This is a genomic window from Pseudomonas sp. FP1742 (assembly GCF_030687145.1).
Taxonomy (GTDB): domain Bacteria; phylum Pseudomonadota; class Gammaproteobacteria; order Pseudomonadales; family Pseudomonadaceae; genus Aquipseudomonas; species Aquipseudomonas frederiksbergensis_D.
The window spans coordinates 1145625-1171734 of record NZ_CP117460.1; the positions used below are offsets into that span (position 1 = coordinate 1145625).

General features: G+C 60.2%; 24 protein-coding genes. 11 read left to right on the forward strand and 13 right to left on the reverse strand.

Annotation, left to right across the window (positions count from 1 at the left end; genetic code table 11):
* Positions 1–80 precede the first annotated feature (80 nt).
* Positions 81–740: a FadR/GntR family transcriptional regulator gene (locus tag PSH64_RS04985; protein ID WP_105340172.1), complete on the forward strand. Its 660-nt coding sequence runs from the start codon at positions 81–83 to the stop codon at positions 738–740.
* The gene (locus PSH64_RS04990) at positions 730–2046 is read left to right on the forward strand and encodes a CynX/NimT family MFS transporter (protein WP_105340173.1); all 1317 of its coding nucleotides are present in this window, start codon (positions 730–732) and stop codon (positions 2044–2046) included. Before PSH64_RS04985 ends, PSH64_RS04990 begins: the two co-directional genes overlap by 11 nt.
* Positions 2047–2124: 78 nt before the next feature.
* Here PSH64_RS04990 and PSH64_RS04995 read toward each other — a convergent pair whose 3' ends face one another.
* From PSH64_RS04995 to PSH64_RS05020, 6 genes are all read right to left on the reverse strand, one after another.
* Positions 2125–2745 (reverse strand): DUF1120 domain-containing protein, encoded by a 621-nt coding sequence (locus PSH64_RS04995; RefSeq protein ID WP_342353302.1) that lies wholly within the window; start codon positions 2743–2745, stop codon positions 2125–2127.
* Positions 2746–2826: 81 nt separating this feature from the next.
* The gene (locus tag PSH64_RS05000) at positions 2827–3966 is read right to left on the reverse strand and encodes a DUF1120 domain-containing protein (RefSeq protein ID WP_305480135.1); all 1140 of its coding nucleotides are present in this window, start codon (positions 3964–3966) and stop codon (positions 2827–2829) included.
* A gap of 10 nt (positions 3967–3976) precedes the next feature.
* Positions 3977–6460, reverse strand: a complete 2484-nt coding sequence (locus PSH64_RS05005) for a fimbria/pilus outer membrane usher protein (RefSeq protein ID WP_305480136.1) — start codon at positions 6458–6460, stop codon at positions 3977–3979.
* A gap of 134 nt (positions 6461–6594) precedes the next feature.
* Positions 6595–7311: a fimbria/pilus chaperone family protein gene (locus PSH64_RS05010; protein WP_105340177.1), complete on the reverse strand. Its 717-nt coding sequence runs from the start codon at positions 7309–7311 to the stop codon at positions 6595–6597.
* A gap of 92 nt (positions 7312–7403) precedes the next feature.
* Entirely contained in the window at positions 7404–8021 is a 618-nt protein-coding gene (locus tag PSH64_RS05015) for a DUF1120 domain-containing protein (RefSeq protein WP_305480137.1), read from the reverse strand.
* Between the two features lie 32 nt (positions 8022–8053).
* Positions 8054–8680 carry a DUF1120 domain-containing protein gene (locus PSH64_RS05020; protein WP_105340179.1) on the reverse strand — a complete coding sequence of 209 codons (627 nt, stop codon included), beginning with the start codon at positions 8678–8680 and terminating at the stop codon, positions 8054–8056.
* Positions 8681–9029: 349 nt separating this feature from the next.
* On the opposite strand from PSH64_RS05020, the gene PSH64_RS05025 reads away from it, so the two are divergent.
* From PSH64_RS05025 to PSH64_RS05040, 4 genes are all read left to right on the forward strand, one after another.
* Positions 9030–9662, forward strand: a complete 633-nt coding sequence (locus tag PSH64_RS05025; RefSeq protein ID WP_305480139.1) for a response regulator — start codon at positions 9030–9032, stop codon at positions 9660–9662.
* Between the two features lie 122 nt (positions 9663–9784).
* On the forward strand, positions 9785–10255 hold the full coding sequence (locus tag PSH64_RS05030) for a nuclear transport factor 2 family protein (protein ID WP_305480140.1): 471 nt from the start codon (positions 9785–9787) through the stop codon (positions 10253–10255).
* Positions 10256–10295: 40 nt separating this feature from the next.
* Positions 10296–10616, forward strand: a complete 321-nt coding sequence (locus tag PSH64_RS05035; RefSeq protein ID WP_305480141.1) for a GIY-YIG nuclease family protein — start codon at positions 10296–10298, stop codon at positions 10614–10616.
* Positions 10617–10704: 88 nt separating this feature from the next.
* Positions 10705–11640, forward strand: coding sequence for a glutathione S-transferase family protein (locus PSH64_RS05040; RefSeq protein WP_305480142.1), 936 nt, complete (start codon positions 10705–10707; stop codon positions 11638–11640).
* Positions 11641–11740: 100 nt separating this feature from the next.
* Here PSH64_RS05040 and PSH64_RS05045 read toward each other — a convergent pair whose 3' ends face one another.
* On the reverse strand, positions 11741–12091 hold the full coding sequence (locus PSH64_RS05045; protein ID WP_105340184.1) for a glutaredoxin family protein: 351 nt from the start codon (positions 12089–12091) through the stop codon (positions 11741–11743).
* Positions 12091–13095 carry a nucleoid-associated protein YejK gene (yejK, locus tag PSH64_RS05050; protein WP_105340185.1) on the reverse strand — a complete coding sequence of 335 codons (1005 nt, stop codon included), beginning with the start codon at positions 13093–13095 and terminating at the stop codon, positions 12091–12093. The genes PSH64_RS05045 and yejK overlap by 1 nt, the downstream gene beginning before the upstream one ends.
* A 396-nt stretch (positions 13096–13491) precedes the next feature.
* On the opposite strand from yejK, the gene PSH64_RS05055 reads away from it, so the two are divergent.
* Positions 13492–13773 (forward strand): HU family DNA-binding protein, encoded by a 282-nt coding sequence (locus PSH64_RS05055; RefSeq protein WP_007905514.1) that lies wholly within the window; start codon positions 13492–13494, stop codon positions 13771–13773.
* Between the two features lie 197 nt (positions 13774–13970).
* Here PSH64_RS05055 and rlmF read toward each other — a convergent pair whose 3' ends face one another.
* The 5 genes from rlmF to PSH64_RS05080 form a co-directional block, all read right to left on the reverse strand.
* On the reverse strand, positions 13971–14993 hold the full coding sequence (gene rlmF / locus PSH64_RS05060) for a 23S rRNA (adenine(1618)-N(6))-methyltransferase RlmF (protein ID WP_305480143.1): 1023 nt from the start codon (positions 14991–14993) through the stop codon (positions 13971–13973).
* Positions 14994–15238: 245 nt separating this feature from the next.
* On the reverse strand, positions 15239–18085 hold the full coding sequence (locus tag PSH64_RS05065; RefSeq protein WP_105340188.1) for a valine--tRNA ligase: 2847 nt from the start codon (positions 18083–18085) through the stop codon (positions 15239–15241).
* Positions 18086–18286: 201 nt separating this feature from the next.
* Positions 18287–18670 (reverse strand): DNA polymerase III subunit chi, encoded by a 384-nt coding sequence (locus PSH64_RS05070; RefSeq protein ID WP_105340189.1) that lies wholly within the window; start codon positions 18668–18670, stop codon positions 18287–18289.
* Positions 18671–18678: 8 nt separating this feature from the next.
* A complete protein-coding gene (locus PSH64_RS05075) occupies positions 18679–19107 on the reverse strand; it encodes a DNA polymerase III subunit chi (RefSeq protein WP_105340190.1) in 429 nt (142 codons plus the stop codon).
* Between the two features lie 60 nt (positions 19108–19167).
* Complete coding sequence (locus tag PSH64_RS05080) at positions 19168–20658, reverse strand: leucyl aminopeptidase (RefSeq protein WP_105340191.1); 1491 nt, start codon at positions 20656–20658, stop codon at positions 19168–19170.
* 294 nt (positions 20659–20952) lie between these two features.
* Here PSH64_RS05080 and lptF point away from each other — a divergent pair, with 294 nt between their 5' ends.
* The 4 genes from lptF (at position 20953) to lepB (ending at position 25953) form a co-directional block, all read left to right on the forward strand.
* The gene (lptF, locus tag PSH64_RS05085) at positions 20953–22068 is read left to right on the forward strand and encodes an LPS export ABC transporter permease LptF (protein ID WP_305480144.1); all 1116 of its coding nucleotides are present in this window, start codon (positions 20953–20955) and stop codon (positions 22066–22068) included.
* On the forward strand, positions 22061–23122 hold the full coding sequence (gene lptG, locus PSH64_RS05090) for an LPS export ABC transporter permease LptG (RefSeq protein ID WP_105340193.1): 1062 nt from the start codon (positions 22061–22063) through the stop codon (positions 23120–23122). Before lptF ends, lptG begins: the two co-directional genes overlap by 8 nt.
* Positions 23123–23293: 171 nt before the next feature.
* Positions 23294–25093 carry a translation elongation factor 4 gene (lepA, locus tag PSH64_RS05095; RefSeq protein ID WP_105340194.1) on the forward strand — a complete coding sequence of 600 codons (1800 nt, stop codon included), beginning with the start codon at positions 23294–23296 and terminating at the stop codon, positions 25091–25093.
* Positions 25094–25098: 5 nt separating this feature from the next.
* Entirely contained in the window at positions 25099–25953 is an 855-nt protein-coding gene (gene lepB, locus PSH64_RS05100; RefSeq protein ID WP_305480145.1) for a signal peptidase I, read from the forward strand.
* Positions 25954–26110: the final 157 nt, after the last annotated feature.

Consider the following 26110-nt stretch of genomic DNA (forward strand, 5'->3'; position numbering starts at 1 on the left):
GTGAGCCCGTTGCCTTGTCGGACGAAGCTGACTAACATGTCAGAAAATTCATCCTATGATTGGATGAAAGGGCGAATTCTATGTCAGACATTTCTCCACTAATTAAACGATCCTTGGTCGATCAGGCCCTGGACCAGCTGCGCCTGCGCATCAATCAAGGTGTCTGGACGGTCGGCCAGCGCTTGCCCACCGAGCCGGAATTGGCCGCCGAGCTGGGCATCAGCCGCAACACCGTGCGCGAAGCCATGCGCGTGTTGGCGTTTTCCGGGTTGATCGAGATCCGCCAGGGCGACGGCAGCTACCTGCGGGCGGTGGTCGATCCGCTCGATACCCTGAAGGCGTTGTCCCGTTGTTCTCAGGAGCAGGCCCGGGAAACCCGGCACATTCTGGAAGTCGAAGCCATTGGTCTGGCGGCGTTACGCCGTACCGATGAAGACCTGATAGCACTGCGTGAAGCGCTGGGTGTCAGCGGCAGTCACTACCACGGCGATCTCGACACCTACATCGCCTGTGATCTGGTGTTTCACCGTCGTCTGGTGGACGCGGCGCACAACCCGGCCCTCAGCGAGCTGTATCGCTACTTCTCCAGCATCGTGGGGGCGCAATTGCGTCAGACCCTGAACATTACCCCCCGCCGCCAAGCAGTGTTCGACCTGCATATCGAATTGCTCGATGCCGTCGAACAACGCGATCCGGAACGGGCCAAAGCCCTGACGCGGCAGTTGATCAATGAACCTTGAAACCGAGCGCCCGATGTCCAGCCAGCAGGCCAGCACCCGCAGCATCACTGAACTCAAGCGCACGGCGGAACTCGATGAGCTGTTGATCGATGCCGAGGCCGATGACGAAGAGGTTCAGCAACATCATCCGATCCTGCGGCGGCCGTGGCTGTTGTTGCTCGGCCTGATTCTGGTAGCGCTGAACCTGCGTCCGGCGCTGTCGAGCATGGCGCCGATGCTCAGCGAGGTTTCGAAAACCCTCGGTTTGTCGGCGGCGCAAGCGGGGTTGCTGACGACATTGCCGGTACTGTGCCTCGGTTTGTTCGCACCGCTGGCGCCGATTCTGGCGCGACGTTTCGGCGCCGAGCGCGTGGTACTGGGAATTCTCCTGATGCTGGCCGGCGGGATCATTTTGCGCAGTTCGTTCGGCGAGGTCGGCCTGTTCGCCGGTAGCGTGCTGGCCGGCGCCAGCATTGGGGTGATCGGCGTGCTGCTGCCCGGTATCGTCAAGCGCGACTTCCCGAAACAGGCCGGCACCATGACCGGCGTCTATACCATGGCGTTGTGTCTGGGCGCGGCCATGGCGGCTGGCGCAACCGTGCCGTTGAGCGAACACTTCGATAAAAGCTGGCCCCTTGGCCTCGGCTTCTGGGGGCTTCCAGCAGTGATCGCGGCGATGTTCTGGTTGCCGCAAGTCGGTCAGAAACAGGGGGCGCACCATGCTGCCTACCGGGTCCGAGGTCTGCTGCGCGATCGGCTGGCCTGGCAAGTGACCTTGTACATGGGCCTGCAATCGTCTCTGGCCTACATCGTCTTCGGTTGGCTGCCATCGATTCTGATCGGTCGCGGTCTGACGCCAACCCAGGCCGGTCTGGTGTTGTCGGGTTCGGTGATTGTCCAATTGATCAGCTCGCTGGCGGCACCCTGGCTGGCGACCCGTGGCAAGGACCAGCGGCTGGCCATCGTGATCGTCATGGTGATGACCCTCGGCGGTCTGTTCGGCTGTCTTTATGCACCGATCGATGGCCTGTGGGGCTGGGCGATCCTGCTGGGGTTGGGGCAGGGTGCTACGTTCAGCCTGGCATTGACCCTGATCGTGCTGCGCTCGAGGGATGCCCATGTCGCCGCCAACCTGTCGAGCATGGCCCAGGGTTTCGGCTACACGCTGGCGTCCATGGGGCCGTTCGCGGTTGGTGTGGTGCATGACTGGACCGGCGGCTGGACGGCCCTGGGCTGGATCTTCGGCGTGATCGGTCTTGGCGCCATCGTCGCCGGCCTCGGTGCCGGGCGTTCGTTGTATGTTCAGGTGGTCAGCGAAAAAGTCTGAATACTTTCCCAGGGCAGGACGAGAGGACGGCATGAGTTCTTGCCCGTGGTATGACCCCGGGCAAGATGGGCTACGGTGTCATGGGTACAAGACTTCGAGGGTGATCGAGCCGTCGAGGGCGACGTCGTTGCTCAAGTCCAGTGAGTCGGCGCGGGCAATTTGGGTGTATATCCGAAGATCGGTGACCAGGTCCTTGATGGCTATCGGCGTGTTCGGCCCCCCGGTAGACGCAAATGCCGTGAGGGCGTTAGGTGCCAGGTAGCTGCTTTTGTACCAAGTATCGCCATTGTTTTGAGACTCCAGAGGCTGCACCGCAACACCATCGGCCAGTGGAGACATGATTCTCACATCGACACTGCCGAGTTTCTGATTGCCATTGATAAAACCCAGGCCGAACAGATTGCCACCTGTGCCCGAACCCATTCGGTTATCGATCGGATTCAACCTGAACGCTATTGCCGATTCGCAATTGACGAGTAATTGCAACGTTTTGTCAGGCAGATCCGTGACTTTGTCCTGGTTCAAGTCTTTGGACGAAATCGTCTTGTGATCGACGACCCCGCCGTCAGACAAGGTAGGCGTGCACGCATTGGGGGTGATGGTGCCGGTGACGGTCAAATCGGTGCTGGAGACTGCAAGCGCATAAGGCGCGACGCCGATTAGTGCTGTGGCTGAGAGTGCTGCAAAGTACTTTTTCATCAGGGTTCACTCACTTCTACGGATGTTTCCCGGCTGGCCGCGATGCTCGATTGCATTCGGGGCGCGTACCAGGGTGGGGGGCTACAGGTAAATAATCTCGATCGTCCCCGAGCCATCGAGGTCGATGGCGCTGCTCAAGTCCAGGCTGTCGGTGGGGGCGATAACGACGTTGACGGTGACCCGGGTGCTGAGGTTCTGAATCAGCGCCGGGCCGGAATTTGCAGGGTTGTCGGTAAAACCCAGGTAGCTGTTTTTGCCGATGGCCATCGAGGTCGGGCCGGCCGTGTTCCATGCCGTGCCGCCGTTGGTGGAAGCGGTCAGAAAAAGGCGCGCGAAATGGTCGGCGCTGGCGTCGGCCGGGTCGATATTCAGGGAGAACAAACCGATCTTGCCGTTGCGGCTATCCGTCCCCAGGCCGTAGTCGGTTTCACTGCCGGCCATCGCCGTGCCCGAGCGGTTGTCATGCATGATCAGGGCGAACGAAGTGGGCGCATCGCAGCGCACGCTTAACGTCAGGGAACGCGGTGGCAAGCGGGTGCTTCTGGCGGTGTTCAGCTCGTTTCCGGACAGCGTGCCGAAGTCGACTACACCACCGTTGGACAGCGCCGGTTCGCAGGCCGCCGGCGCGAAACGGGCGCGCAAGGTCGCCTGTTGGCTACGTCCGGTGGTAACCGCGTCGAACAGCCCGGTGGTTTCCCAGGTGACCGCATCACGCACCTGCTGACCTTGCTCCTGAACCCACGCCGTCAGCTCGAGCTGCGCCGTAAAATTGCGGCCCTGCATCGGCACTCCCGCCTGTACCGCAACGATCCCGTGCGCCGGTCGCCAGATCAGGTTCGACGCTGTCATCAAGGGGGCCTGGCCGACACCGGCAATCAACCCGATCTCTACCGACCGGCCATCGAGCACTGCATCGCGAACCCGGATCTGATAGCTGCCGCGTTCGGCAAAATGAAAGCGTTCAGCCGTCGCTGCCATGGCCCGGTAAAACACGCTCATGTCGACCGGTTGCGAACAGTTCAGGCTCAGGCTCGACTGACGCTCGCCCAACGTCCGCTCAGGCACCGCATCGGGGCGTATCGCCCGATTCATCAGCCCGTAATCAAGCACCGGTTGGCTCAGGTTGAGCTGACAGTCATCAGCGGATGCCCAGGCGACCGGCATGAACCCGCTCAGTAGCAGAAAGACGAGGGCCAGCAACCAATAGCGCGACAGGTTCATGACGACATCCTCAAAGGGGGCCGCACCGGGCGGGCGCGGTTTCGTAATAGGCACTGGGATCGGCGTCCTCCGGCAGTTCGAAACGCAAGTCACAGCGTTCCATTCCCGGCGCGCTGATCCACAGCGCACGGGTATCGAGGACGTTGGGCAGGAACACCAGGCCGCCGTCCTGCACCAGCGTGACGAACTCGCCATCTTCGGTGTTCACGGCGGCGCCGCGCGGCAGGGGGGCGCCGTTGACGGTGGTGACTTTGAGCAAGGCCCGACGGGTCAGGGTGACGCCGAAATCTAGGGTGTCGACGGCACCGCGCCCGGCGGAAATCACCGCCAGCCCGTTGTGGATATCGGCGTTGCGCGGCAGGGTCTTGGTGTCGACTTCCACCCGGCTGCGGCCATAAGGCGCCACTTGCGACACGACCGCCTGACCTTGCCAGTCGGTCCACACCGGACCGCTGGGCGTCGTCACTTTGATCGCGCCCATGTCGCCCACCGAAAGCAGCGCAAAGGTGTCGCTCACTTGATAGGGCGACAGCGTCAGGCCCCCACCATGCAGCACGGCTCCGCCCCGGGCGCTGGCCTGATAACTGTCGCGCTCGGCATCGGTGCGGGTGTAGTTCAGGTCCAGCTGGGTGTAGCGCGGCAGCAAGGAAACCCCCGCGTTCGATTGCACCTTGCGGTCTTGCGTGTCGTGCTCGACACCGACCCGGTAAGCCAGTTGATCATTGACCTGTTCACTCAAGCCCACGCCGCTGCGGTATTCGCCGCCAGCGTTACGTACCCAGGTGCGTGCCCGGCGGGTCTGGCCCAGTGGAATGCTCAGGTTCAAATACACGCTGTCGTCGGTGTGGTTCGCTCCGCTGACCTGCCATTCAGCCGTCGCCGAGACCGACACGCCGCCGAGGCTGGTACCCCAGGAGGCGAGCGCGCGGCTGCTGCTTCGGCCGTCGAATGAGCTGGAGCGACTGAAGCCGCCGCTGAAGGCGCCGAGGCTGGGGTGGAACCACGACAGGGCGGCGCTTTGCTGGTCGCGGTAACGGGATTTACTGTGGTCGGTGGAGCTGTCGAATACCGCGTCCTCCAGTTCACGGTAACCCGGGGTCCGGTAAGAACTGCCGGCATCGAGTGACCACTGCTCGCTCAAGCGGTGCGAGGCGCTCAGGTCGATCTGAAGTCCTTTACCCGCTTGTCGGCCGCTGGCGTCGGCACCTGTCAGCGTGGTTTGTATCTGGGTGAAAGGCGAGGGCAGCAGAGCGATGCCGGCGCCCGCCGCACGGTAGTCGGCGGCACCGGTCAGGCCGGCGCTGAGCAGGGCCTGCGCATTGATTGCGCCGCTCCAGCCGCCACTGATCACCCAGGGATCGTCACCCTGTTCGTCGCCGGTATTGCGCACCTGGCCAGCCGCCAGCGAGTAACCGGGGGCCGGCAAACCGATACCGAGCATCGCGGCAGGAATGGTGAAGCGGCGCTCGCTGCCATCGGCCTCCTTGACCGTGACTTCCACATCGGAGCGGTTGTTGAGGCGACGTACATTGTTCAACGCGAACGGTCCGGCGGGCACCACCGTGGAGTGGATCAACACACCGTTCTGCCGGACTTCGACCTGCGCCTGACTGTTGGCAATGCCTTCGATGACCGTGCTTTGTCCTTCGACCTGCAGAGCCTGCTCGTTCAGCACTTGCGCGCCGGTGATCTGCGCACCGGCCAGCACCGGGTTGTAGAGATTGATCTGCCCCGCCTGCAACACCGCCTCCTGGCTGGCGAACGTGCGCTGGGCATACGCCGCAATATGCGTCGTGCGAGAGATATCGTCCTGCCAGGTTTGAATCTGTCGGCTGCGCACGATCCAGTCACCGGCATTGAAACCCAGCTCGGTGTTGGCCGAGGCGTAGCGGCTCGACTCATCGCCGTAACGGCTGTGCAGACCGGTCACCTCGTAATTGAGCAGACCGGCGATGCCGCCGGTTTGATAGCCGGAAACATCCCGAAGAACCGGGCGAAGTGCATCGTTGGGCACAATCAATGACAGGGCAAGGTTGGCCGGGTCCTGTTCGACGACGGTTTGCGGCCAGGTGCCGAGCACATCGTGGCACGGGGTGTCGTTTGCAGCCTGTGTATCCGCCAGAGGTTCAGGCACATTCAGGTTCGCCGCGTCCAGCAAGTCGCGATCAAAGCACAACGCACCGTCGCGATTGAACCGCACGTCGACCCGGCCCTGGGGCTGGCCATTGACCGACAGCGTGACCGGATGCCGCCCCGCGGGGAAGCTTGGTGCCGCCAGCAACAGTGTCGCCAGCGCCGGGTCGATACCGCGCTGCTGCAGGGTGTTTTTGTCGAACGATACCGGCGCCGAAACCTCGGCATGAGCGTCCAGCACCATCAGCACGTTGGCCAGCAGCAATGCTGTTTTCATCCACAGCCAGGAGGCGTGCGGATGAGCGATCAGCCGAGTCGCGGGCAGGGCTTCGCCGTCACGGTAAATCATCACTGTGTTCATGGGTTTCACTAGGTTTATGCGTGCGTGCCGGCCGATTGCTCTGTGGTTTGCGGCACGCTTGTGACAGATAAAACACCGCCACCTCAAACAGGGTGCTCACCGTTCCTTATGGGGGCCGTGGGTCGTTGCAATCTTCAGGATCTGATCGGCGCGTCATAGAGCGGTACCGCGAAGCCGTAGAGGGTGGCCGGCTGGAAGCGCACGTGCGTGGCGGCCCCGGCCGGCACCACAACGCTGATGTGCTCACCGGGCAACACGTAGGTCTTGGGCAACATCGCGCTGCCCGCCGAAGGCAGCAGCTGCACCTCCTGGCCCAGGCGTACCACGTAGGGCGTGTCGTTGCGCACCGTCAGTCGCCCCTCGCTGAGCGACCATTTCAGATCAGTCCACGGGGTGCGATTGGGTGCCAGTCCCTTGGGATGAAGTATCACCGGCAGGTTCTGGCGCACCGTCACACCTACACGGGCCTGCCCGGCTTCGGCCGTGGGTTTGCCTTGCGGTATGCCTTCAAAGATCACCCGCTTCAAACGCTGGGTGAGCAAGGGCTTTTCCGATTGAAGAATGAAGCGTACCAACTGGGTTTTCGACGCTTCGACCCGGGCCAGCGGTGGTGTCACGAACACCAGCGATTCAGGGTCCTCGGCAATGTTTTCGAGGGTGACGTGCATCAACGCAAGAGCGCTATCGGTGTTGGTCACTGAAACGGAAGCCTCGCCGTCGGCCTCGTTGACGATGACCACTGAGGTGTTCGGGACCATCCCGTCAGCCTGGACGTGCACGGTCATCAAGAGCGTGAGTACACCGGCGCCGGCGTGGATCAGAGGGCGCACGAAAACAGAAAACATCGTCATGACGTGTCTCGTTGAATGTTCAAAGAAGGCCGCTGGCCCGACACCGCTTGCCGGTGTCAACGGGCCAGGCTGATTGCGCAGGATGCGGTCGGTCAGTAGTTCAGTTGCACAGTGATATGCCCGTCGAGGGGGATTTCATCGGTCAGTGTCAGGTCGCTGGCGCGCACGATGGTGGTGAATGCGGTCAGCCTGGCGTGCAGTTTTTTGATGTCGATCGGTGTGTCAGGGGCATTCGGCGCCGCGAATGCGGTCCTGCCGGCATGCCCCAGATAGGAGGACACGCGCCAGCTGGCACCGTCGTCCCGGGACATGATTGTTCTCACCGCCGTTCTGTCGGCGATCGCGTCAAACAGACCGAGGGCAACGCTGCCCAGTTTTTCGTCATCATTGACGATCCCCAATCCGTGCTGTGTCGGGTTGATGGCGGAAGATCCGCTACGGTTATCCACCGTGGTCAGGGTAAACAGGGTGGCCGCTTCGCAGTTCACGTCGAGGTACAGCGTGCCGTTTTCCAGTCGGGTGGGCTGATCCGGATCCAGATCCTTCATCCCCACCTTGCCGTGCTCGACGACGCCGCCGTTCGAGAGGCTGGGCTCGCAAGCGCCGGGGGTGATCAGGCCGGTGACGCTCAAGTCGGTGCTGCCGGCGGCATGGGTGCATGTGCTGGCGATCAACAGAGGTGCCAATAGAGCCAAAGAGCATCTGTCCATGATGGGTCGTCCTTTGATTGAGCGGCTCCGGATTACAGGTACTTGATCTGGAGCGTGGCGGAGCCGTCGATGGTGACTTCATCGGTCAGCGTCAGGCCGTCGGTGGCGGCGATGCCAGTGCGCACGTCAAGATCAATGAGCAGCTCTTTTACAGGGATGGGTGCGCTATCAGCTCCAAGCTCTCCTACCCCCCAGATGTTGTTCGCCCCCCAGAAACCGTCGGTCCCGACCTTCCCCCAGGTCGCACCGCCATCGCTGGAGACAATGGCCTGGGCTCTGACAGCGTCAGCTATCACGTTTGTCGGGATCACGCGAAAGTTTCCCAGCTTCTCGCCGTTGACTAGCCCGATACCAAAATAGCTATTGCCCATGCCCGTGCCCGAACGGTTATCGATTGGCTCCAGTGCAAACCGGGTCGGAGCATCGCAGTTCACCGTCATTTGCAGGTTTTCGTGAGGCAAATACGTGGGCTTATCGGGATTGAGGTCTTTTACGGGAATCTCCCCGTGATGGGCGATGCCGCCGTTGGACAGGTTTGGTGTACACGCGCTTGGAGTGATCAGGCCTGTCACCGTCAGGTCAGTACTGGGCGCGGCGAAAGCCGATGGTGCACCGGCCAGCAGCAAGACGGCGGGCAGGAGGAGTAAATGTTTGTTCATGGTTCGGTGCTTCCGTGATGTCGATGGAGAGTTGCCCTATGCAGACAGGACGCAATCTATCGGTCGGGGTAGCCAGGAGGAATGCAACTAATACGAAAACGCGCGCCTCGGTGTACGAAAGGGTGGGGGGGACTACAAATCGTCGGCCTTCGCTGTGTTGTCTGTAATCCTTTTGCGCGGGTGATGTAGCTTAAAAATGTAGGGGGCTTCTGTTTGTTTTATAGGAGAAAGGACAAAGCCCCGAAGGCATTGGGTGTCGCTATTTTCCGGGCGAGATTGGTCGTTGTGATGGCTTGTGGACAGCGTTAGTTTTCGCGCATTCCAGTCACTACACAGGAAAAATCCGACCATGCGCGTCATCATCGCTGACGATCATCCTGTCGTTCGTATCGGCTTGCGGATGCTCATCGATTCAAGCAGAACCTGTGTGATCGTCGGTGAAGCCGACGGCCCCGACAGCCTGCTGGATCTGCTTTCCGCCACCCCCTGTGATCTGCTGATCACGGATTTCTGCATGCCGGGCGACTTGCAGGCCGATGGTCTGAAAATGCTGAGTGTGGTGCGACGGCGCTACCCGTCGATGCCGATCATTCTGGTCACTATGTTTGCCAACGTCGCGACGCTGCGGTCGGCTTTTGCTCAAGGTGTGACGGCAATCGTCGCCAAAGGGGCGTCGGCGACGGAGTTGCCCACCGCGATCAAATCGGTGAGTCAGGGGCGGCGCTTTATCAGCGAGTCCTTCCGCGCCGAGCTGACCGAGGCCGGCACCGGTGATTCATCTGCGCCACCAGCACTGTCGGCCAAAGAACATGAAGTAGTGAGAATGCTCGCCAGCGGCATGACCGTCAGTGAAATCGCCGACTACTTCAAACGTAGCGTGTCGACGATCAGTAAACAAAAAAGCATGGCCATGCAGAGGCTGGGCATCTCCACCGATGTGGATCTGTTTGCTTATGCCCGGGAGAGCGGCATGGTGCATTAGGTGGTCGGCGTGCCAGTCAGTCACGGTATTCCCGCCACGAATGCCGATGGTGTTCCCTGTCGTGGCAGATTATCGTGCAGGCAATTTTGCGAGATCTTTTTTACAACCCAGGGAGCTTGTCCATGAGTGATGCCAACAACGCCTTGATCACCCGGTTCTACCAAGCCTTTCAGCGGCTGGATGCCGAGGCGATGAGCGCCTGCTATACCGACGACGTGGTGTTCAGTGATCCGGCCTTCGGCGAACTGCGCGGCCGCGACGCCGGCGACATGTGGCGCATGCTCACTACCCGGGCCAAGGATTTTTCCCTGACCTTCGATAACGTGCGCAGCGATGAGCGCACCGGTGGAGCTCATTGGGTGGCGACGTACCTGTTCAGCCAGACCGGCAACACCGTGGTCAACGACATTCAGGCGCGCTTCGTTTTTCGCGACGGCAAGATCTGCGAACACCACGACAGCTTTGATATGTGGACCTGGGCGCGCCACGCGCTGGGGTTCAAGGGGTTGATACTGGGCTGGACGCCGGCGGTGAGAAACGCCGTGCGTGCTCAGGCCTTGAAGGGCCTGAAGGCATTCCAGGCCAGTCGCTGATAAGATCGCGGCTTGTTTCCTTTCAAGCCTTGATTGTCACGTGAGCACCTCGAGCGAATCTTCCGTCACTGCCGCCGAACCGTCGCTGCCCGTCAGCAAACCCTGGTTCGTCTACCTCGTGCGCGCGGCCAATGGTTCGCTCTACTGCGGGATCAGCGACGATCCCGTGCGCCGCTTCGCCACCCATCAGAGTGGCAAGGGCGCGCGCTTCTTCCTGTCCAGCCCGGCCGTGGCGCTGGTTTATACCGAGCGCTGCCGCGATAAAAGCGAAGCGCTGCGCCAGGAGCGTTTGATCAAGAAACTCAAGAAAAGCGCCAAGGAATGTCTGGTGGCGAGTGCGGCCGCGGGCTTATCAATCTGACTGATAAGTGCCCATCAGGCAGATGGGTAGGCTGCCTGCCGATTGCGCGTTAAGCTGCGGGCTCTTTATCCGAGCGGCGGAGCCGAGCATGTCCGAGTTGATTCTGCATCATTACCCGACGTCCCCTTTCGCCGAAAAGGCCCGCTTGCTGCTGGGCTTCAAGGGGTTGTCCTGGCGCTCCGTGATGATTTCGCCAGTGATGCCCAAACCCGATCTGACGGCCCTGACCGGCGGCTACCGCAAGACGCCGGTATTGCAGATTGGCGCTGATGTCTATTGCGATACCGCGCTGATTGCTCGTCGTCTGGAGCAGGAAAAAGCCTTGCCTGCGTTCTTCCCGGAAGGTCAGGAAATGGTGACTGCGACCTTCGCGGCATGGGCCGATTCGGTGGTGTTCCAGCATGCGGTGAGCCTGGTGTTCCAGCCGGAATCGGTGGCGGTGCGCTTCGGCAAATTGTCGCCGGAAGCGATCAAGGCATTTCTGGCCGATCGCGCCGGCTTGTTCAGCGGTGGCAGCGCCACTCGATTGTCGGCCGGGCAGGCAAAGCATCAGTGGCCAACGATCATGGCGCGTCTGGAGCAGCAGCTTGAGCGTGAGCAGGGTGACTTCCTGTTCGGCGAACCGTCGATTGCCGACTTTGCCCTGGCTCACTCGCTGTGGTTCCTCAAGGCGACGCACGTGACGTCACCGTTGGTGGATAGTTATCCGGCCGTTTCAGCGTGGTTTGGCCGTGTGATGGGCTTTGGTCATGGCGCGTCCAGCGAAATGACGGCCGGGCAAGCGCTGGAAATTGCCCGTAATGCCACACCGGCCCCGTTGCCGGATGAGCAGTTCGATGAGCCGAACGGCTTCGAGGCGGGCCAGCAGGTGGTGATCGCTGCGACTGATTACGGCGTTGATCCGGTGGTGGGGGAATTGCTGTTTGCGGGCCGTGAAGAACTGATTTTGCGTCGTGAAGACGAGCGGGCCGGCGTGGTGCATGTGCACTTTCCGCGGTTCGGGTTTCGCATAGAGGCTTGCTGACGCACGAAATGTGGGAGCGGGCTTGCTCGCGAAAGCGATCTGTCAGTCAACATCAATGTTGAATGTTACGGCCCCTTCGCGAGCAAGCCCGCTCCCACAGTTATTTCAACGCCGCAAGCACCTGCTCCGGGTCATACCCGCGGATCAACGTTCCGTTCACATCGATCAGCGGAATCCCGCGTCCCCCCAGCGCCTCATAGGCCTTGCGCGCCGTGGCGTCCTTCTCGATATCGAATTCCTTGTACGGAATGCCTTTCTGATCGAGAAAGCGTCGGGTCAGCTTGCAGTAGCCACACCAGTCGGTGGCATAGAGCACAACGTTGGCCTTGGCCTGGGTCTGTTCGGACACCACCTGCGAGGGGTGAAGCACCCGCTCGATCTTGCCCCAGTTCTGGTAAACCACGACCACCAGCAGGATCAGCAGGCATTTCTTCAGTACGCCGCCGAGCATCAGTTGCGTCGCTTGAGCTGGTCGGTCAATTGGGTCGGCAGGCCTTTGATGATCAGCGTGCCGGCTTCTTCGTCGTATTCGATCTTCGAGCCCAGCAGGTGTGCTTCGAAGCTGATCGACAAGCCCTCGGCGCGGCCGGTGAAGCGGCGGAACTGGTTCAAGGTGCGTTTATCCGCCGGAATTTCCGGCGACAGACCGTAGTCCTTGTTGCGGATGTGATCGTAAAACGCTTTCGGGCGCTCTTCGTCGATCAGCTCGGACAATTCTTCCAGGCCCATGGGCTCGCCCATTTTTGCCTGGCTGCTGGCGTAATCCACCAGGGTCTTGGTCTTTTCGCGGGCGGACTCTTCCGGCAGGTCTTCGCTTTCGACGAAATCGCTGAAAGCCTTGAGCAGGGTGCGGGTCTCGCCGGGGCCGTCGACGCCTTCCTGGCAGCCGATGAAGTCGCGGAAATACTCCGAAACCTTTTTGCCGTTCTTGCCTTTGATGAACGAGATGTACTGCTTGGACTGCTTGTTGTTCTGCCACTCGGAGACGTTGATCCGCGCCGCCAGGTGCAACTGGCCAAGGTCCAGATGCCGCGAAGGGGTCACGTCCAGCTGCTCGGTCACTGCAACGCCTTCACTGTGGTGCAGCAGGGCGATCGCCAGGTAGTCGGTCATGCCCTGCTGATAATGCGCAAACAGCACGTGGCCGCCCACGGAGAGGTTCGACTCTTCCATCAGCTTTTGCAGATGTTCCACCGCCACACGGCTGAAGGCCGTGAAATCACGACCACCGTCGAAGTATTCCTTCAGCCAGCCGCTGAACGGAAACGCGCCGGACTCCGGATGGAACAGTCCCCAGGCTTTGCCCTGTTTGGCGTTATAGCTTTCGTTGAGGTCGGCGAGCATGTTCTCGATGGCCGCGGACTCTGCCAGTTCGGAATCGCGGGCGTGAAGAACTGCGGGTGTGCCGTCGGGTTTTTTGTCGATCAGGTGGACGATGCAATGACGGATCGGCATAGGCTTCTCGGCTGATTGAAGAGAGGAGGGCGTGCTCCCCCAAAAAGTGCCAAGTGTACCGCAACCACTGGTTTTGGCGCGGCTCGAAGGGCAATTCGCAGCCGTGCGATGGCCCTTATGCAGTTTTTTACCGATTTAGAGCAATAAAGCTGACCAAATGGGTAGCTAGAGGCGGATATTTCCCCGTCTCTGTGCTAGTTTTGCCCGGTCTTACGCGAAGTCACTGCGTTAAGCGTGCATTCAGCATTTGTCAGGTCGAACCAAACCCTGATTTCGGTATCTATAACCCCGACTCGTCGTGGTTATGGCCGAGGGTGCCAGATCCAGAAGATCGGGCTCGATGGCTGACACTGCACTCTGCAATCCATATGAATTTGATAGGGAAGGAACACTACAATGGCTCTTACTAAAGACCAACTGATCGCCGACATCGCTGAAGCTATCGACGCGCCAAAAACCACCGCGCGTAACGCTCTGGACCAACTGGGCCAAATCGTTGCCGATCAGCTGGAAAACGGCGGCGAAATCACTCTGCCAGGTATCGGCAAGCTGAAAGTGACTGAGCGTCCTGCCCGTACCGGCCGCAACCCTTCGACTGGCGCTGCCATCGAAATCGCTGCCAAGAAAGTGATCAAGCTGGTTGTGGCCAAAGGCCTGACCGACGCTGTCAACAAGTAAGACTTGTTAAAAAACCGTGCTCCGGAGCAATCCGGGCACGGTTTTTTTGTGTCTGCGATTTACCCGCAAACACCCTATGACCAATGTGGGAGCGGGCTTGCTCGCGAAGGCGGTGTGTCAGTCACCATTGAATTCGGCTGACACACCGCCTTCGCGAGCAAGCCCGCTCCCACAGTTGATCTACGTCGGTCAGTTACTCAGCTTTTACGCGCCCAGCGTTCGCGCCAGACCTGCTGCTCGCTTTTAGTCTGGAACGTCCATGCGACGAAGCGGCTTTGCTTCTGCCCTTGAGACATTTCCACGACCTGACTTTCCAGTACGCCGGCCTTTTTCAGCGCTGTCTGGATCGCCGGCAGGTTTGAAGCTTTCGAGACCAGGGTGCTGAACCAAAGCACTTTGTGTTGGAAATGCGCGCTCTCGGCGATCAGTTGCGTCACGAACCGTGCTTCGCCACCTTCACACCACAGTTCGGCCGATTGGCCGCCGAAATTCAGTACCGGCAGTTTGCGTTTTGGGTCGGCGCGGCCCAGTGCGCGCCATTTACGCTCGCTGCCCCGGGTAGCCTCGGCCATCGAGGCATGGAACGGCGGGTTGCACATGGTCAGGTCAAAGCGTTCGCCGGGTTCGAGCAAGCCCAGCAGTATGTGCTTGGGATTGCTCTGCTGGCGCAGCTGGATGGCTTTGTTCAGTCCATTGGACTGCACGATGGCTTTGGCGGAGGCCACAGCCGTCGGATCGATTTCCGAGCCGAGGAAGTGCCAGCGATAGTCGCTGTAGCCGATCAACGGATAGACGCAGTTGGCGCCCATGCCGATATCGAGCACCTTGACCGGCGCGCCGCGAGGAATCTCGCCGTCGTTGACGCTGGCCAACAGATCGGCCAGGAAGTGTACGTAATCGGCACGGCCCGGAACCGGCGGGCACAGGTAATCGGCCGGGATGTCCCAATGGGCAATGCCGTAGAACGATTTGAGCAGCGCCCGGTTGAACACTCGCACCGCGTCCGGGCTGGCGAAGTCGATGCTTTCCTTGCCGTACGGGTTGATGATCACGAACTTCGCCAGTTCCGGCGTGCTCTTGATCAGCGCCGGGAAGTCGTAACGACCCTGATGGCGATTGCGCGGGTGCAGGCTGGCTTTTTCGCGCGGTTCCACGGTTTTGGCCGGGGGCGCGGAGTCAGGCTTCTTGCGCGCAGGTCTTGGTGTGCGGGGGGCGTTCATGGGCGTTGTCGATTCGGGTATGGCTAAAAGTGGCGGGTATTGTCCCACATCCAGTGTGGGAGTGGTGTCGATCGCCCATCGTGCTGGTCACACTGATCAAATGTGGGAGCGGGCTTGCTCGCGAAAGAGGTGTGCCAGGCGACCTGAAGGTTGGATGTAAGAATGCCTTCGCGAGCAAGCCCACTCCCACAGCGGGCATGAAAAAGGGAGGCCATCTGGCCTCCCTGTTTCGTTGCGACTTGCCGTTACAAACTGGCAATCCGCGCATGTTGCTCGGCCAGCTTGCCCAAAGCCTGTTCAGCTTCAGCCAGTTTGGCGCGTTCCTTCTCGATGACTTCGGCCGGGGCCTTGTCGACGAAACCGGCGTTGGACAGCTTGCCGCCCACGCGCTGGACTTCGCCCTGCAGACGCAGGATTTCCTTGTCCAGACGCGCCAGTTCGGCGTCCTTGTCGATCAGGCCGGCCATCGGCACCAGCACTTCCATCTCGCCAACCAGCGCGGTGGCGGACAGCGGTGCTTCTTCGCCAGCCTTCAGAACGGTGATCGACTCCAGACGCGCCAGCTTCTTCAGCAGGGCTTCGTTCTCGGTGAGACGGCGCTGATCTTCGGCGCTGACGTTTTTCAGGAACAGGTTCAGCGGCTTGCCTGGACCGATGTTCATTTCACCGCGGATGTTGCGGGTGCCGAGCATCAGGCCCTTGAGCCATTCGATATCGTCTTCGGCGGCCTGATCGATGCGCGCATCGTTGGCCACTGGCCAAGGTTGCAGCATGATCGTCTTGCCTTCGATACCGGCCAGCGGCGCGATGCGCTGCCAGATTTCTTCGGTGATGAACGGCATGAACGGGTGCGCCAGACGCAAAGCGACTTCCAGCACCCGAACCAGTGTGCGACGGGTGCCGCGCTGGCGTTCAACCGGGGCGTTTTCGTCCCACAGCACAGGCTTGGACAGTTCCAGGTACCAGTCGCAATACTGGTTCCAGATGAACTCGTACAAGGCTTGTGCCGCCAGGTCGAAACGGAACTGATCGAGCTGACGAGTCACTTCGGCTTCGGTACGCTGCAGTTGCGAGATGATCCAGCGATCCGCCAGGGACAGCTCGTAGGCTTCGCCGTTCTGCCCGCAGTCTTCGCCCTTGTCCAGAACATAACGCGCGGCGTTCCAGATCTTGTTGCAGAAGTTGCGATAGCCTTCGACACGGCCCATGTCGAACTTGATGTCGCGACCGGTGGACGCCAGCGAGCAGAACGTGAAGCGCAGGGCGTCGGTGCCATAGCTGGCGATACCGTCGGCGAACTCGTCGCGGGTCTGCTTCTCGATCTTCTTCGCCAGTTTCGGCTGCATCAGGCCGGAGGTGCGTTTTTGCACCAGCGCTTCCAGCTCGATGCCGTCGATGATGTCCAGAGGGTCCAGAACGTTGCCCTTGGACTTGGACATCTTCTGGCCCTGGCCATCACGCACCAGACCATGCACATAAACGGTCTTGAACGGAACCTGCGGCGTGCCGTCTTCGTTTTTCACCAAGTGCATGGTGAGCATGATCATCCGGGCAACCCAGAAGAAAATGATGTCGAAACCGGTCACCAGCACGTCGGTGGAATGGAATTTCTTCAGGAACTCGGTCTGCTCCGGCCAGCCGAGTGTGGAGAAGGTCCACAGGCCCGAACTGAACCAGGTATCCAGAACGTCGTTGTCTTGTTGCAGCGCAACGTCCGGGCCGAGGTTGTGCTTGGCACGCACTTCGGCTTCGTCGCGACCGACGTAGACCTTGCCCGACTCGTCGTACCAGGCCGGAATGCGATGGCCCCACCACAGCTGACGGCTGATGCACCAGTCCTGGATGTCGCGCATCCACGAGAAGTACATGTTTTCGTACTGCTTTGGCACGAACTGAATGCGGCCGTCTTCAACCGCAGCGATGGCCGGCTCGGCCAATGGCTTGGTGGACACGTACCACTGGTCGGTCAGCCACGGCTCGATGATGGTGCCGGAGCGGTCGCCTTTCGGCACTTTCAGGGCGTGATCGTCGACGCTGACCAGCAGGCCGGCGGCTTCGAACGCTGCGACGATTTCCTTGCGGGCCTGGAAGCGGTTGAGGCCGACGAATTCGGCAGGCAACGTGCCGTCGATCTGCTCGTTGACCGTGCCATCGAGGTTGAACACCTGGGCAGCCGGCAATACATCAGCATTCTTGTCGAAGATGTTCAGCAGCGGCAGGTTGTGACGCTTGCCGACTTCGTAGTCGTTGAAGTCGTGGGCCGGGGTGATTTTCACGCAACCGGTGCCGAATTCAGGGTCGCAGTAATCGTCGGCAATGATCGGGATACGGCGGCCGACCAGCGGCAGCTCGACGAATTTGCCGATCAGGGCTTTGTAGCGTTCATCGTTCGGGTTAACCGCCACGGCGGCGTCGCCGAGCATGGTTTCCGGGCGTGTGGTCGCGACGATCAGGTAATCCTTGCCTTCGGCGGTTTTGGCGCCATCGGCCAGCGGGTACTTCAGGTTCCACAGGAAACCTTTCTCGTCGTGGTTTTCCACTTCGAGGTCGGAGATCGCCGTGTGCAGCTTGGTGTCCCAGTTGACCAGACGCTTGCCGCGATAGATCAGGCCGTCTTCGTGCAGACGCACGAAGGCTTCTTTAACCGCTTCCGAGAGGCCGTCGTCCATGGTGAAACGCTCACGGCTCCAGTCCACGGACGAACCGAGACGGCGGATCTGACGGCTGATGTTGCCGCCGGACTGATCTTTCCATTCCCAGACTTTTTCGAGGAATTTCTCGCGGCCCAGATCGTGGCGATTCTGGCCCTGGGCTTCGAGTTGGCGCTCCACCAGCATTTGCGTGGCGATACCGGCGTGGTCGGTGCCTGGCTGCCACAGGGTGTTGCGACCCTGCATGCGGCGGAAACGGATCAGGGCGTCCATGATCGCGTTGTTGAAGCCGTGCCCCATGTGCAGGCTGCCGGTGACGTTCGGCGGCGGGATCATGATGGTGTAGGACTCGCCCGCGCCTTGCGGGGCGAAGTAATTCTCAGACTCCCAGGTGTTGTACCAGGAAGTTTCAATGGCGTGCGGCTGGTAGGTCTTATCCATGCGCGGCGGGACCCTATTGGCATTTATTCAGGAAAAGCCGGGAAGTATAGCGGGGCATGGGACGAAGGGCGAGCAGGTGCGGACAGGGCGCAGATCAAATGTGGAAGTGGGCTTGTTCGCGAAGACAGTGTGTCAGTCGACATCAATGTTGGATGATAAACCGCTTTCGCGAGCAAGCCCGCTCCCACAGGGGGACCGGGGTTATTCGTACTGGCTGAGCAACCGTTCCATCCGCGCATCGAGGCGGCGTTTGATTTCGGTTTCGATGTGCGGGGCGAAGTCGTCGATCACGTCTTGCATGATCAATTGCGCGGCGGCGCGAAGTTCGCTGTCCAGGTGCAGCAGGGCGTCGGGGCCTTTGCTGGCGGCAGGAGCCGCTTGAGCAGCAGGGGCGGGTGATGGTGGCTCGACCTGCGGCGCGTTGCCGACAGTATCGAACAACATGGGAATCTGTTCCTGATCACCTTCAATGACCGTGTCGGTCAGCAAGGGTGGTTGCAGGTTGTCATCGCCGAGCAGTTGGCGGATCGACTCGAGGTCATCCAGCAGCTGCGCGGACTTTTGTGGCTGTTTTGGAGTGTCCATCGGAATGCTCAGAGTCGCTGTAAACGGTGATCTTGCAGAGGATAGCCCTGTTCGCGGTAGAAACGGAAACTCTCCCGCGCAGCCGCACGAATCGTCGGATCTTCCACCACTACTTCCGCCACACGGGCGAACTGTTTGGCAAAGGCCGGGACTTTCAGGTCGAGATTGACCAGCAGATCCTGATGCTGGCCGCAGTCATCGCCAAACCCCAGCACAATCAAACCCTCCGGCTCGTTTTCTGCGGGGCCATGGGGCACGAAGCTTTCGCCCTTGAACGCCCACAATCGCGCATCGAGGGCGTCACGCTGGGCGGCATCGCTGCAATGCAGGTAGATGCGGTGGCCCATGCGCCAGGCTTTTTCGGTGAGCTTGCAGGCGAAATCCAGCCGCGCCGAAGGATCGGCGCTGGGCAGGATATAGAAGTCGACTTTGGTCATTGCGGTTCCTGAGCCACGAACGGCGTCACTCGAAAGTGACGCCGTCCGAGGTCATTGGTTTCAGGCTTTGGCGCGGTCCAGCAGGTATTGGGTCAGCAGGGGAACCGGACGGCCAGTGGCGCCCTTGTCCTTGCCGCCGCTGGTCCAGGCCGTGCCGGCGATGTCCAGGTGCGCCCAGTTGAGGTTCTTGGTGAAGCGCGACAGGAAGCAGGCGGCGGTGATGGTGCCGGCTTTCGGACCGCCGATATTGGCGATGTCGGCGAACGGGCTGTCCAGCTGTTCCTGGTACTCATCGAACAGCGGCAACTGCCAGGCGCGGTCGTCGGCGGACTGGCCGGCGCTCAGCAGTTGGCCGATCAGCTCGTCGTTGTTGCCCAGCAGGCCCGAGGTGTGCGCGCCCAGAGCCACGACACAAGCGCCGGTCAGGGTGGCGATGTCGATCACCGCTTGCGGCTTGAAGCGTTCGGAGTAGGTCAGGGCATCGCACAGCACCAGACGGCCTTCGGCGTCGGTGTTGAGGATCTCCACGGTCTGGCCGCTCATGGTGGTGACGATGTCGCCCGGACGCGTAGCGTTGCCACTCGGCATGTTCTCGGCGCAGGCCAGGATGCACACCAGGTTGATCGGCAGTTTCAGCTCAAGCACGGCACGCAGGGTACCGAATACACTGGCGCTGCCACCCATGTCGTACTTCATTTCATCCATGCCGGCACCCGGCTTGAGGCTGATACCGCCGGTGTCAAAGGTGATGCCTTTGCCGACCAGCGCGTACGGCTTCTCGGATTTCTTGCCGCCGTTGTATTGCATGACGATCAGTCGCGGTGGCTGGGCGCTGCCCTGGCCGACAGCGTAGAACGCGCCCATGCCCAGGTCCTTGATCTTCTTTTCATCGAGGACTTCGACTTTCAGGCTCTTGAATTCTTTACCCAGGCTCTTGGCTTGTTCGCCAAGGAACGTCGGATGGCAGATGTTTGGCGGCAGGTTGCCCAGATTGCGGGTGAAGGCCATGCCATTGGCGATCGCGGTAGCGTGGGCCACGGCGCGTTCGACTTCAGCCTGTGCGGCCTTGATGGTCACCAGGGTGATTTTCTTCAGGGAGAGCGGGTCGGCTTTCTGGCTCTTGAACTGGTCGAAGGTGTACTCGCCGTCCACCAGGGTTTCGGCCAGCAGGCGGGTCTTGCCGTAGCTGTCGCGGCCTTTGACCACGACTTCGTCCAGGGCCAGCACTGCATCGCTGCCGCCCAAGCCTTTAAGGGTATTGAGGATGCCGGCGATGATTTTGCGGAATGGGCGATCGCCCAGCTCTTCATCCTTGCCCACGCCCACCAGCAGCACGCGCTCGGCCTTGAGGTTAGGCAGGCTGTGCAGCAACAGGCTTTGGCCGACTTTGCCGGCCAGGTCGCCGCGCTTGAGCACCGCGCTGATGGTGCCGCCGCTCAGTTCGTCGAGTTGTTTGGCGACGGCGCCGAGCTTGCGGCCTTCGCGGACGGAGACCACCAGCGTGGCGGTCTTCAACGTTTCCGGGCTAACGCTTTTTACAACCAGTTCCATGTCCGGGTCCCTGAATTAATGGTCAAACTGCGCGACGCGCAGAGGCTTGCTTATAAGTAGAAAGACGCCGGTGTATTGCCAGCGACAAAGGCCGCAGTTTGAACCTCGCTGCCTGCGCCTGACAACCCTCGGTTACGCGAACTGCCGTGGTTCAGGCACCTGCTTGAGCGTGCGCAGTGACAGGCGCACCCAATCACAGGATAATGCGCATCTTTTTCGGCGGCTCTGCCCTGCGGGCCGGCTGATATGTTTGCTTGTTTGGCCGCTTAGCCTGACAACCCTGGAGTGTCTGGTTTGATTGTCTTCCGTTATCTATCCCGCGAAGTCCTGTTGACCTTGAGCGCCGTCAGCGCCGTGCTGCTGGTCATCATCATGAGCGGACGCTTCATCAAATACCTCGCCCAGGCGGCCTCCGGGCTCCTGGATCCGGGTTCGTTATTCCTGATCATGGGTTTCCGCCTGCCGGGCTTCCTGCAACTGATTCTGCCCTTGGGTTTGTTTCTCGGGATTCTGCTGGCCTACGGTCGTCTGTATCTCGAAAGCGAAATGACCGTGTTGTCTGCCACGGGCATGAGCCAGCAACGCCTGTTCGTCATGACGCTGTTCCCGGCCACTCTGGTTGCACTGGTGGTGGCGTGGCTGAGCCTGAGCCTGGCGCCGCAAGGTGCCAATCAGTTCCAGTTGCTGCTGAACAAGCAGGATGCGCTGACCGAATTCGACACCCTCGAACCGGGCCGCTTCCAGGCTCTGCGTGATGGAACTCGGGTGACTTACACCGAAACATTGTCGGATGACCGCATCAACCTCGGTGGCGTATTCATTTCGCAGAAGAACGTCAGTTCCGATAATAAGGATCGTGGAATCTCCGTGTTGGTGGCCGAGAAGGGGCGCCAGGAAATTCGCCCCGACGGCAACCGCTACCTGATCCTCGACAACGGCTACCGCTACGACGGTAATCCGGGGCAGGCCGACTACCGCGCCATCAAGTACGACGAGTACGGCGTATTGCTGGCCAAGCCGGATGTCAGCGACGAAGTGACTGACCGCGATGCGATGAGCACCAGTTCCTTGTTGAACAACGATGACCTCCGTTCGCGTACCGAGCTGCAATGGCGTTTGTCCTTGCCGTTGCTGGTCTTCATCGTGACCCTGATGGCGGTGCCGCTGTCGCGGGTCAATCCGCGCCAGGGCCGTTTCCTCAAGTTGCTGCCGGCGATTCTTCTTTATATGGCTTACCTGACCATCCTGATTGCCGCTCGCGGCGCCCTCGAAAAGGGCAAGATTCCGGCGGTATTGGGTTTGTGGTGGGTGCACACGCTCTTCCTGGCGATCGGCCTGGGCTTACTGTATTGGGAACCGCTGCGCTTGAAGATGGCCAGCCGCCGCGCGTTGGAGGTGACCCGTGGATAAGCTCGACCGCTACATCGGTAGCAGCGTGTTTGTTGCGATTCTGGCGGTACTGGGCATCATCCTCGGTCTGGCCACGCTGTTCGCTTTCATCGATGAGATGAGCGAAGTCAGCGATACCTACACTTTGATGGACGTTTTGAGCTACGTCTTGCTGACTGCGCCGCGCCGTCTTTACGACATGTTGCCGATGGCGGCGCTGATCGGTTGCCTGATCGGCCTCGGCAGTCTGGCCAGTCACAGTGAGCTGACCATCATGCGTGCTGCGGGCGTGTCGCTCGGGCGGATCGTCTGGGCCGTCATGAAGCCAATGCTGCTCTTGATGGCGGTGGGGTTGGTGATTGGTGAATATGTCGCGCCGGCCACGGAAGTCACCGCTCAGGCCAATCGCTCGCTGGCCCAGGGCAGTGGCGATGCGCAAAGTGCCAAGCACGGTCTGTGGCATCGTCAGGGTGACGAGTTCATTCACGTCAACTCCGTGCAGCCCAATGGTTTGCTGTATGGCGTGACCCGTTATCGCTTCGATGACCAGCGCCACATGCTGTCTTCAAGTTTCGCCAAGCGGGCGGAGTTCGATACGGATCACTGGCAGCTCACCGATGTCACGACCACGCTGTTTCATGACAAGAGCACCGAAGTGGTGACGGCCCCGGTGGAGCGCTGGGAAGTAGCCTTGAGCCCACAACTGCTGAGCACCGTGGTAATGGCGCCCGAGTCGCTGTCGATCAGCGGTCTGTGGAGTTATATCCACTACCTGGCTGACCAGGGCCTGAGCAACGGTCGTTACTGGCTGGCATTTTGGGTCAAGGTGTTGCAGCCGTTGGTGACTGCGGCATTGGTGCTGATGGCGATCTCTTTCATCTTCGGTCCGTTGCGCTCGGTAACCCTCGGTCAGCGAGTCTTTACCGGCGTGCTGGTGGGCTTCACCTTCCGCATCGTCCAGGATTTGCTGGGGCCTTCGAGCCTGGTATTCGGTTTCTCGCCGCTGTTTGCGGTGCTGATACCGGCCGGTGTCTGCGCCCTGGCCGGTGTCTGGTTGTTGCGCCGGGCTGGTTGATCGCCGGTTTCCCTGGTCTTGCCTGTTACTCGAAACGCCCCTGTCGCAAGACCGGGGCGTTTTTTGTAGGCGCCGTCCGACCTGCAAACGTGACGCTTGTGTCGTGGATCAGGTACAATTCCCGGCTATTTTTCGGCGGGCTATGCCTGCAGCCTTTTTGAGTGTTGATCCGTGAGTGATTTGAGTCATATCCGCAATTTCTCCATCATCGCCCACATTGACCATGGCAAGTCGACGCTGGCCGATCGCTTCATCCAGATGTGCGGCGGCCTTGCCGAGCGCGAAATGGAAGCCCAGGTACTGGACTCCATGGACCTGGAACGTGAACGCGGGATCACCATCAAGGCCCACAGCGTCACCCTGTATTACAAAGCCCGCGATGGCATTACCTACCAGTTGAACTTCATTGACACTCCGGGCCACGTCGACTTCACCTATGAAGTCAGCCGGTCGCTGGCGGCCTGTGAAGGTGCATTGCTGGTGGTCGATGCCGGTCAGGGCGTAGAAGCTCAATCGGTTGCCAACTGCTACACGGCGATCGAGCAGGGCCTGGAAGTCATGCCGGTCCTGAACAAGATCGACCTGCCACAGGCCGATCCGGAGCGCGTCAAGGAAGAAATCGAAAAAATCATCGGCATCGATGCCACCGATGCGGTCGAGTGCAGTGCCAAGACCGGTCTGGGCGTCGATGAAGTGCTCGAGCGCCTGGTTCACACCATTCCCGCGCCGACCGGCAACATCGAAGATCCGCTGCAAGCGTTGATCATCGACTCCTGGTTCGACAACTACCTGGGCGTCGTTTCCCTGGTTCGTGTGCGCCATGGTCGGGTGAAGAAGGGCGACAAGATTCTGGTCAAGTCCACCGGCAAGATCCACCTGGTGGACAGCGTCGGAGTCTTCAACCCGAAACACACCGCCACCGTTGACCTGAAGGCCGGCGAAGTGGGCTTCATCATTGCCGGCATCAAGGATATTCACGGTGCGCCGGTGGGTGACACCCTGACCTTGAGTTCCACGCCGGACGTCGACGTGCTGCCAGGCTTCAAACGCATCCAGCCGCAGGTCTACGCCGGTCTGTTCCCGGTCAGCTCCGACGATTTCGAAGATTTCCGCGAAGCCCTGCAAAAGCTCACGCTGAACGACTCGTCCTTGCAGTACACCCCGGAAAGCTCCGACGCCCTGGGCTTCGGCTTCCGTTGCGGGTTCCTCGGCATGCTGCACATGGAAATCATCCAGGAGCGCCTGGAGCGCGAGTACGACCTGGACCTGATCACCACGGCGCCGACGGTAATCTTCGAGCTGCTGCTCAAGACGGGCGAGACGATCTACGTCGATAACCCGTCGAAGCTGCCGGATATTTCTTCGATCGAAGACATGCGCGAGCCGATCGTGCGGGCCAACATTCTTGTGCCGCAAGAGCACTTGGGCAACGTTATTACCCTGTGCATCGAGAAACGTGGCATTCAGCACGACATGCTGTTCCTCGGCACTCAGGTCCAGGTGACCTACGATCTGCCGATGAACGAAGTGGTCCTCGACTTCTTTGACCGTCTGAAATCCACCAGCCGCGGCTATGCTTCGCTGGATTACCATTTCGATCGTTATCAATCGGCTAATCTGGTGAAACTGGATGTACTGATCAACGGTGACAAAGTCGACGCCCTGGCGCTGATCGTGCACCGTGACAATGCGCACTACAAAGGTCGCCAGTTGACCGAAAAGATGAAAGAACTGATTCCGCGGCAGATGTTCGACGTGGCAATCCAGGCCGCCATTGGCGGTCAGATTGTGGCGCGTACAACCGTCAAGGCACTCAGAAAGAACGTATTGGCCAAATGCTACGGTGGTGACGTCAGCCGTAAGAAAAAGCTGCTGGAAAAGCAAAAGGCCGGTAAAAAACGCATGAAGCAGGTCGGTAACGTGGAAATTCCACAAGAAGCCTTCCTTGCCGTGCTCAGGTTGGATAGTTAGGTCCTATGTCACTAAATTTCCCGCTGTTGCTGGTCATCGCCGTGTTCGTCTGCGGCCTGTTGGCGTTGCTCGATCTGTTGTTCCTGGCGCCACGGCGCCGGGCTGCCATCAACTCCTATCAGGGGAGCGTCAGCCAGGCTGACATGGTGGTGATCGAGAAACTGAACAAAGAGCCGCTGCTGGTCGAATACGGCAAGTCGTTCTTCCCGGTGTTGTTCATCGTGCTGGTGCTGCGTTCGTTCCTGGTGGAACCGTTCCAGATTCCTTCCGGCTCGATGAAACCGACTCTGGACGTCGGCGACTTCATTCTGGTGAACAAGTTTTCTTACGGGATCCGCCTGCCGGTGATCGACAAGAAAGTCATCGAAGTCGGTGATCCGCAGCGCGGCGATGTGATGGTGTTCCGCTACCCGAGCGACCCGAACGTCAACTACATCAAGCGCGTGGTGGGCTTGCCGGGTGACCAGATTCGCTATACCGCCGACAAGCGTCTGTTCGTCAACGGTGAGTCGATTGCCGAACAACTGGTCGGCTCCGAGCCGGGCACGTTGGGCAGTTCGGAGCTCTACAAGGAAAAGCTCGGCGCGGCCGAGCATCTTATCCGCAAGGAAATGAGCCGCTACCGCGCAACGCCGGATCATTCGTGGACCGTGCCTGCCGGGCACTACTTCATGATGGGCGACAACCGCGACAACTCGAACGACAGTCGCTACTGGGATGATCCGAGCATTCCCAAGGATCTGCTGGGCATGGTTCCCGACAAGAATATCGTCGGCAAGGCCTTCGCGGTCTGGATGAGCTGGCCGGAACCCAAACTCAGTCACCTGCCGAATTTCTCGCGGGTTGGCCTGATCAAGTAATCACACACGGCGCTGTTGAACACAGCGCCGAATGCATTTCTGGAGTCGGCACAATCGGCGATGGAAGCATGAAAACAACGATATTCAGGACGTTATTTTTGAACACAGCGTTAATTGTCCCAAGTCTGCGCCCTATCAAGGCCCTGGCGGTGGAATC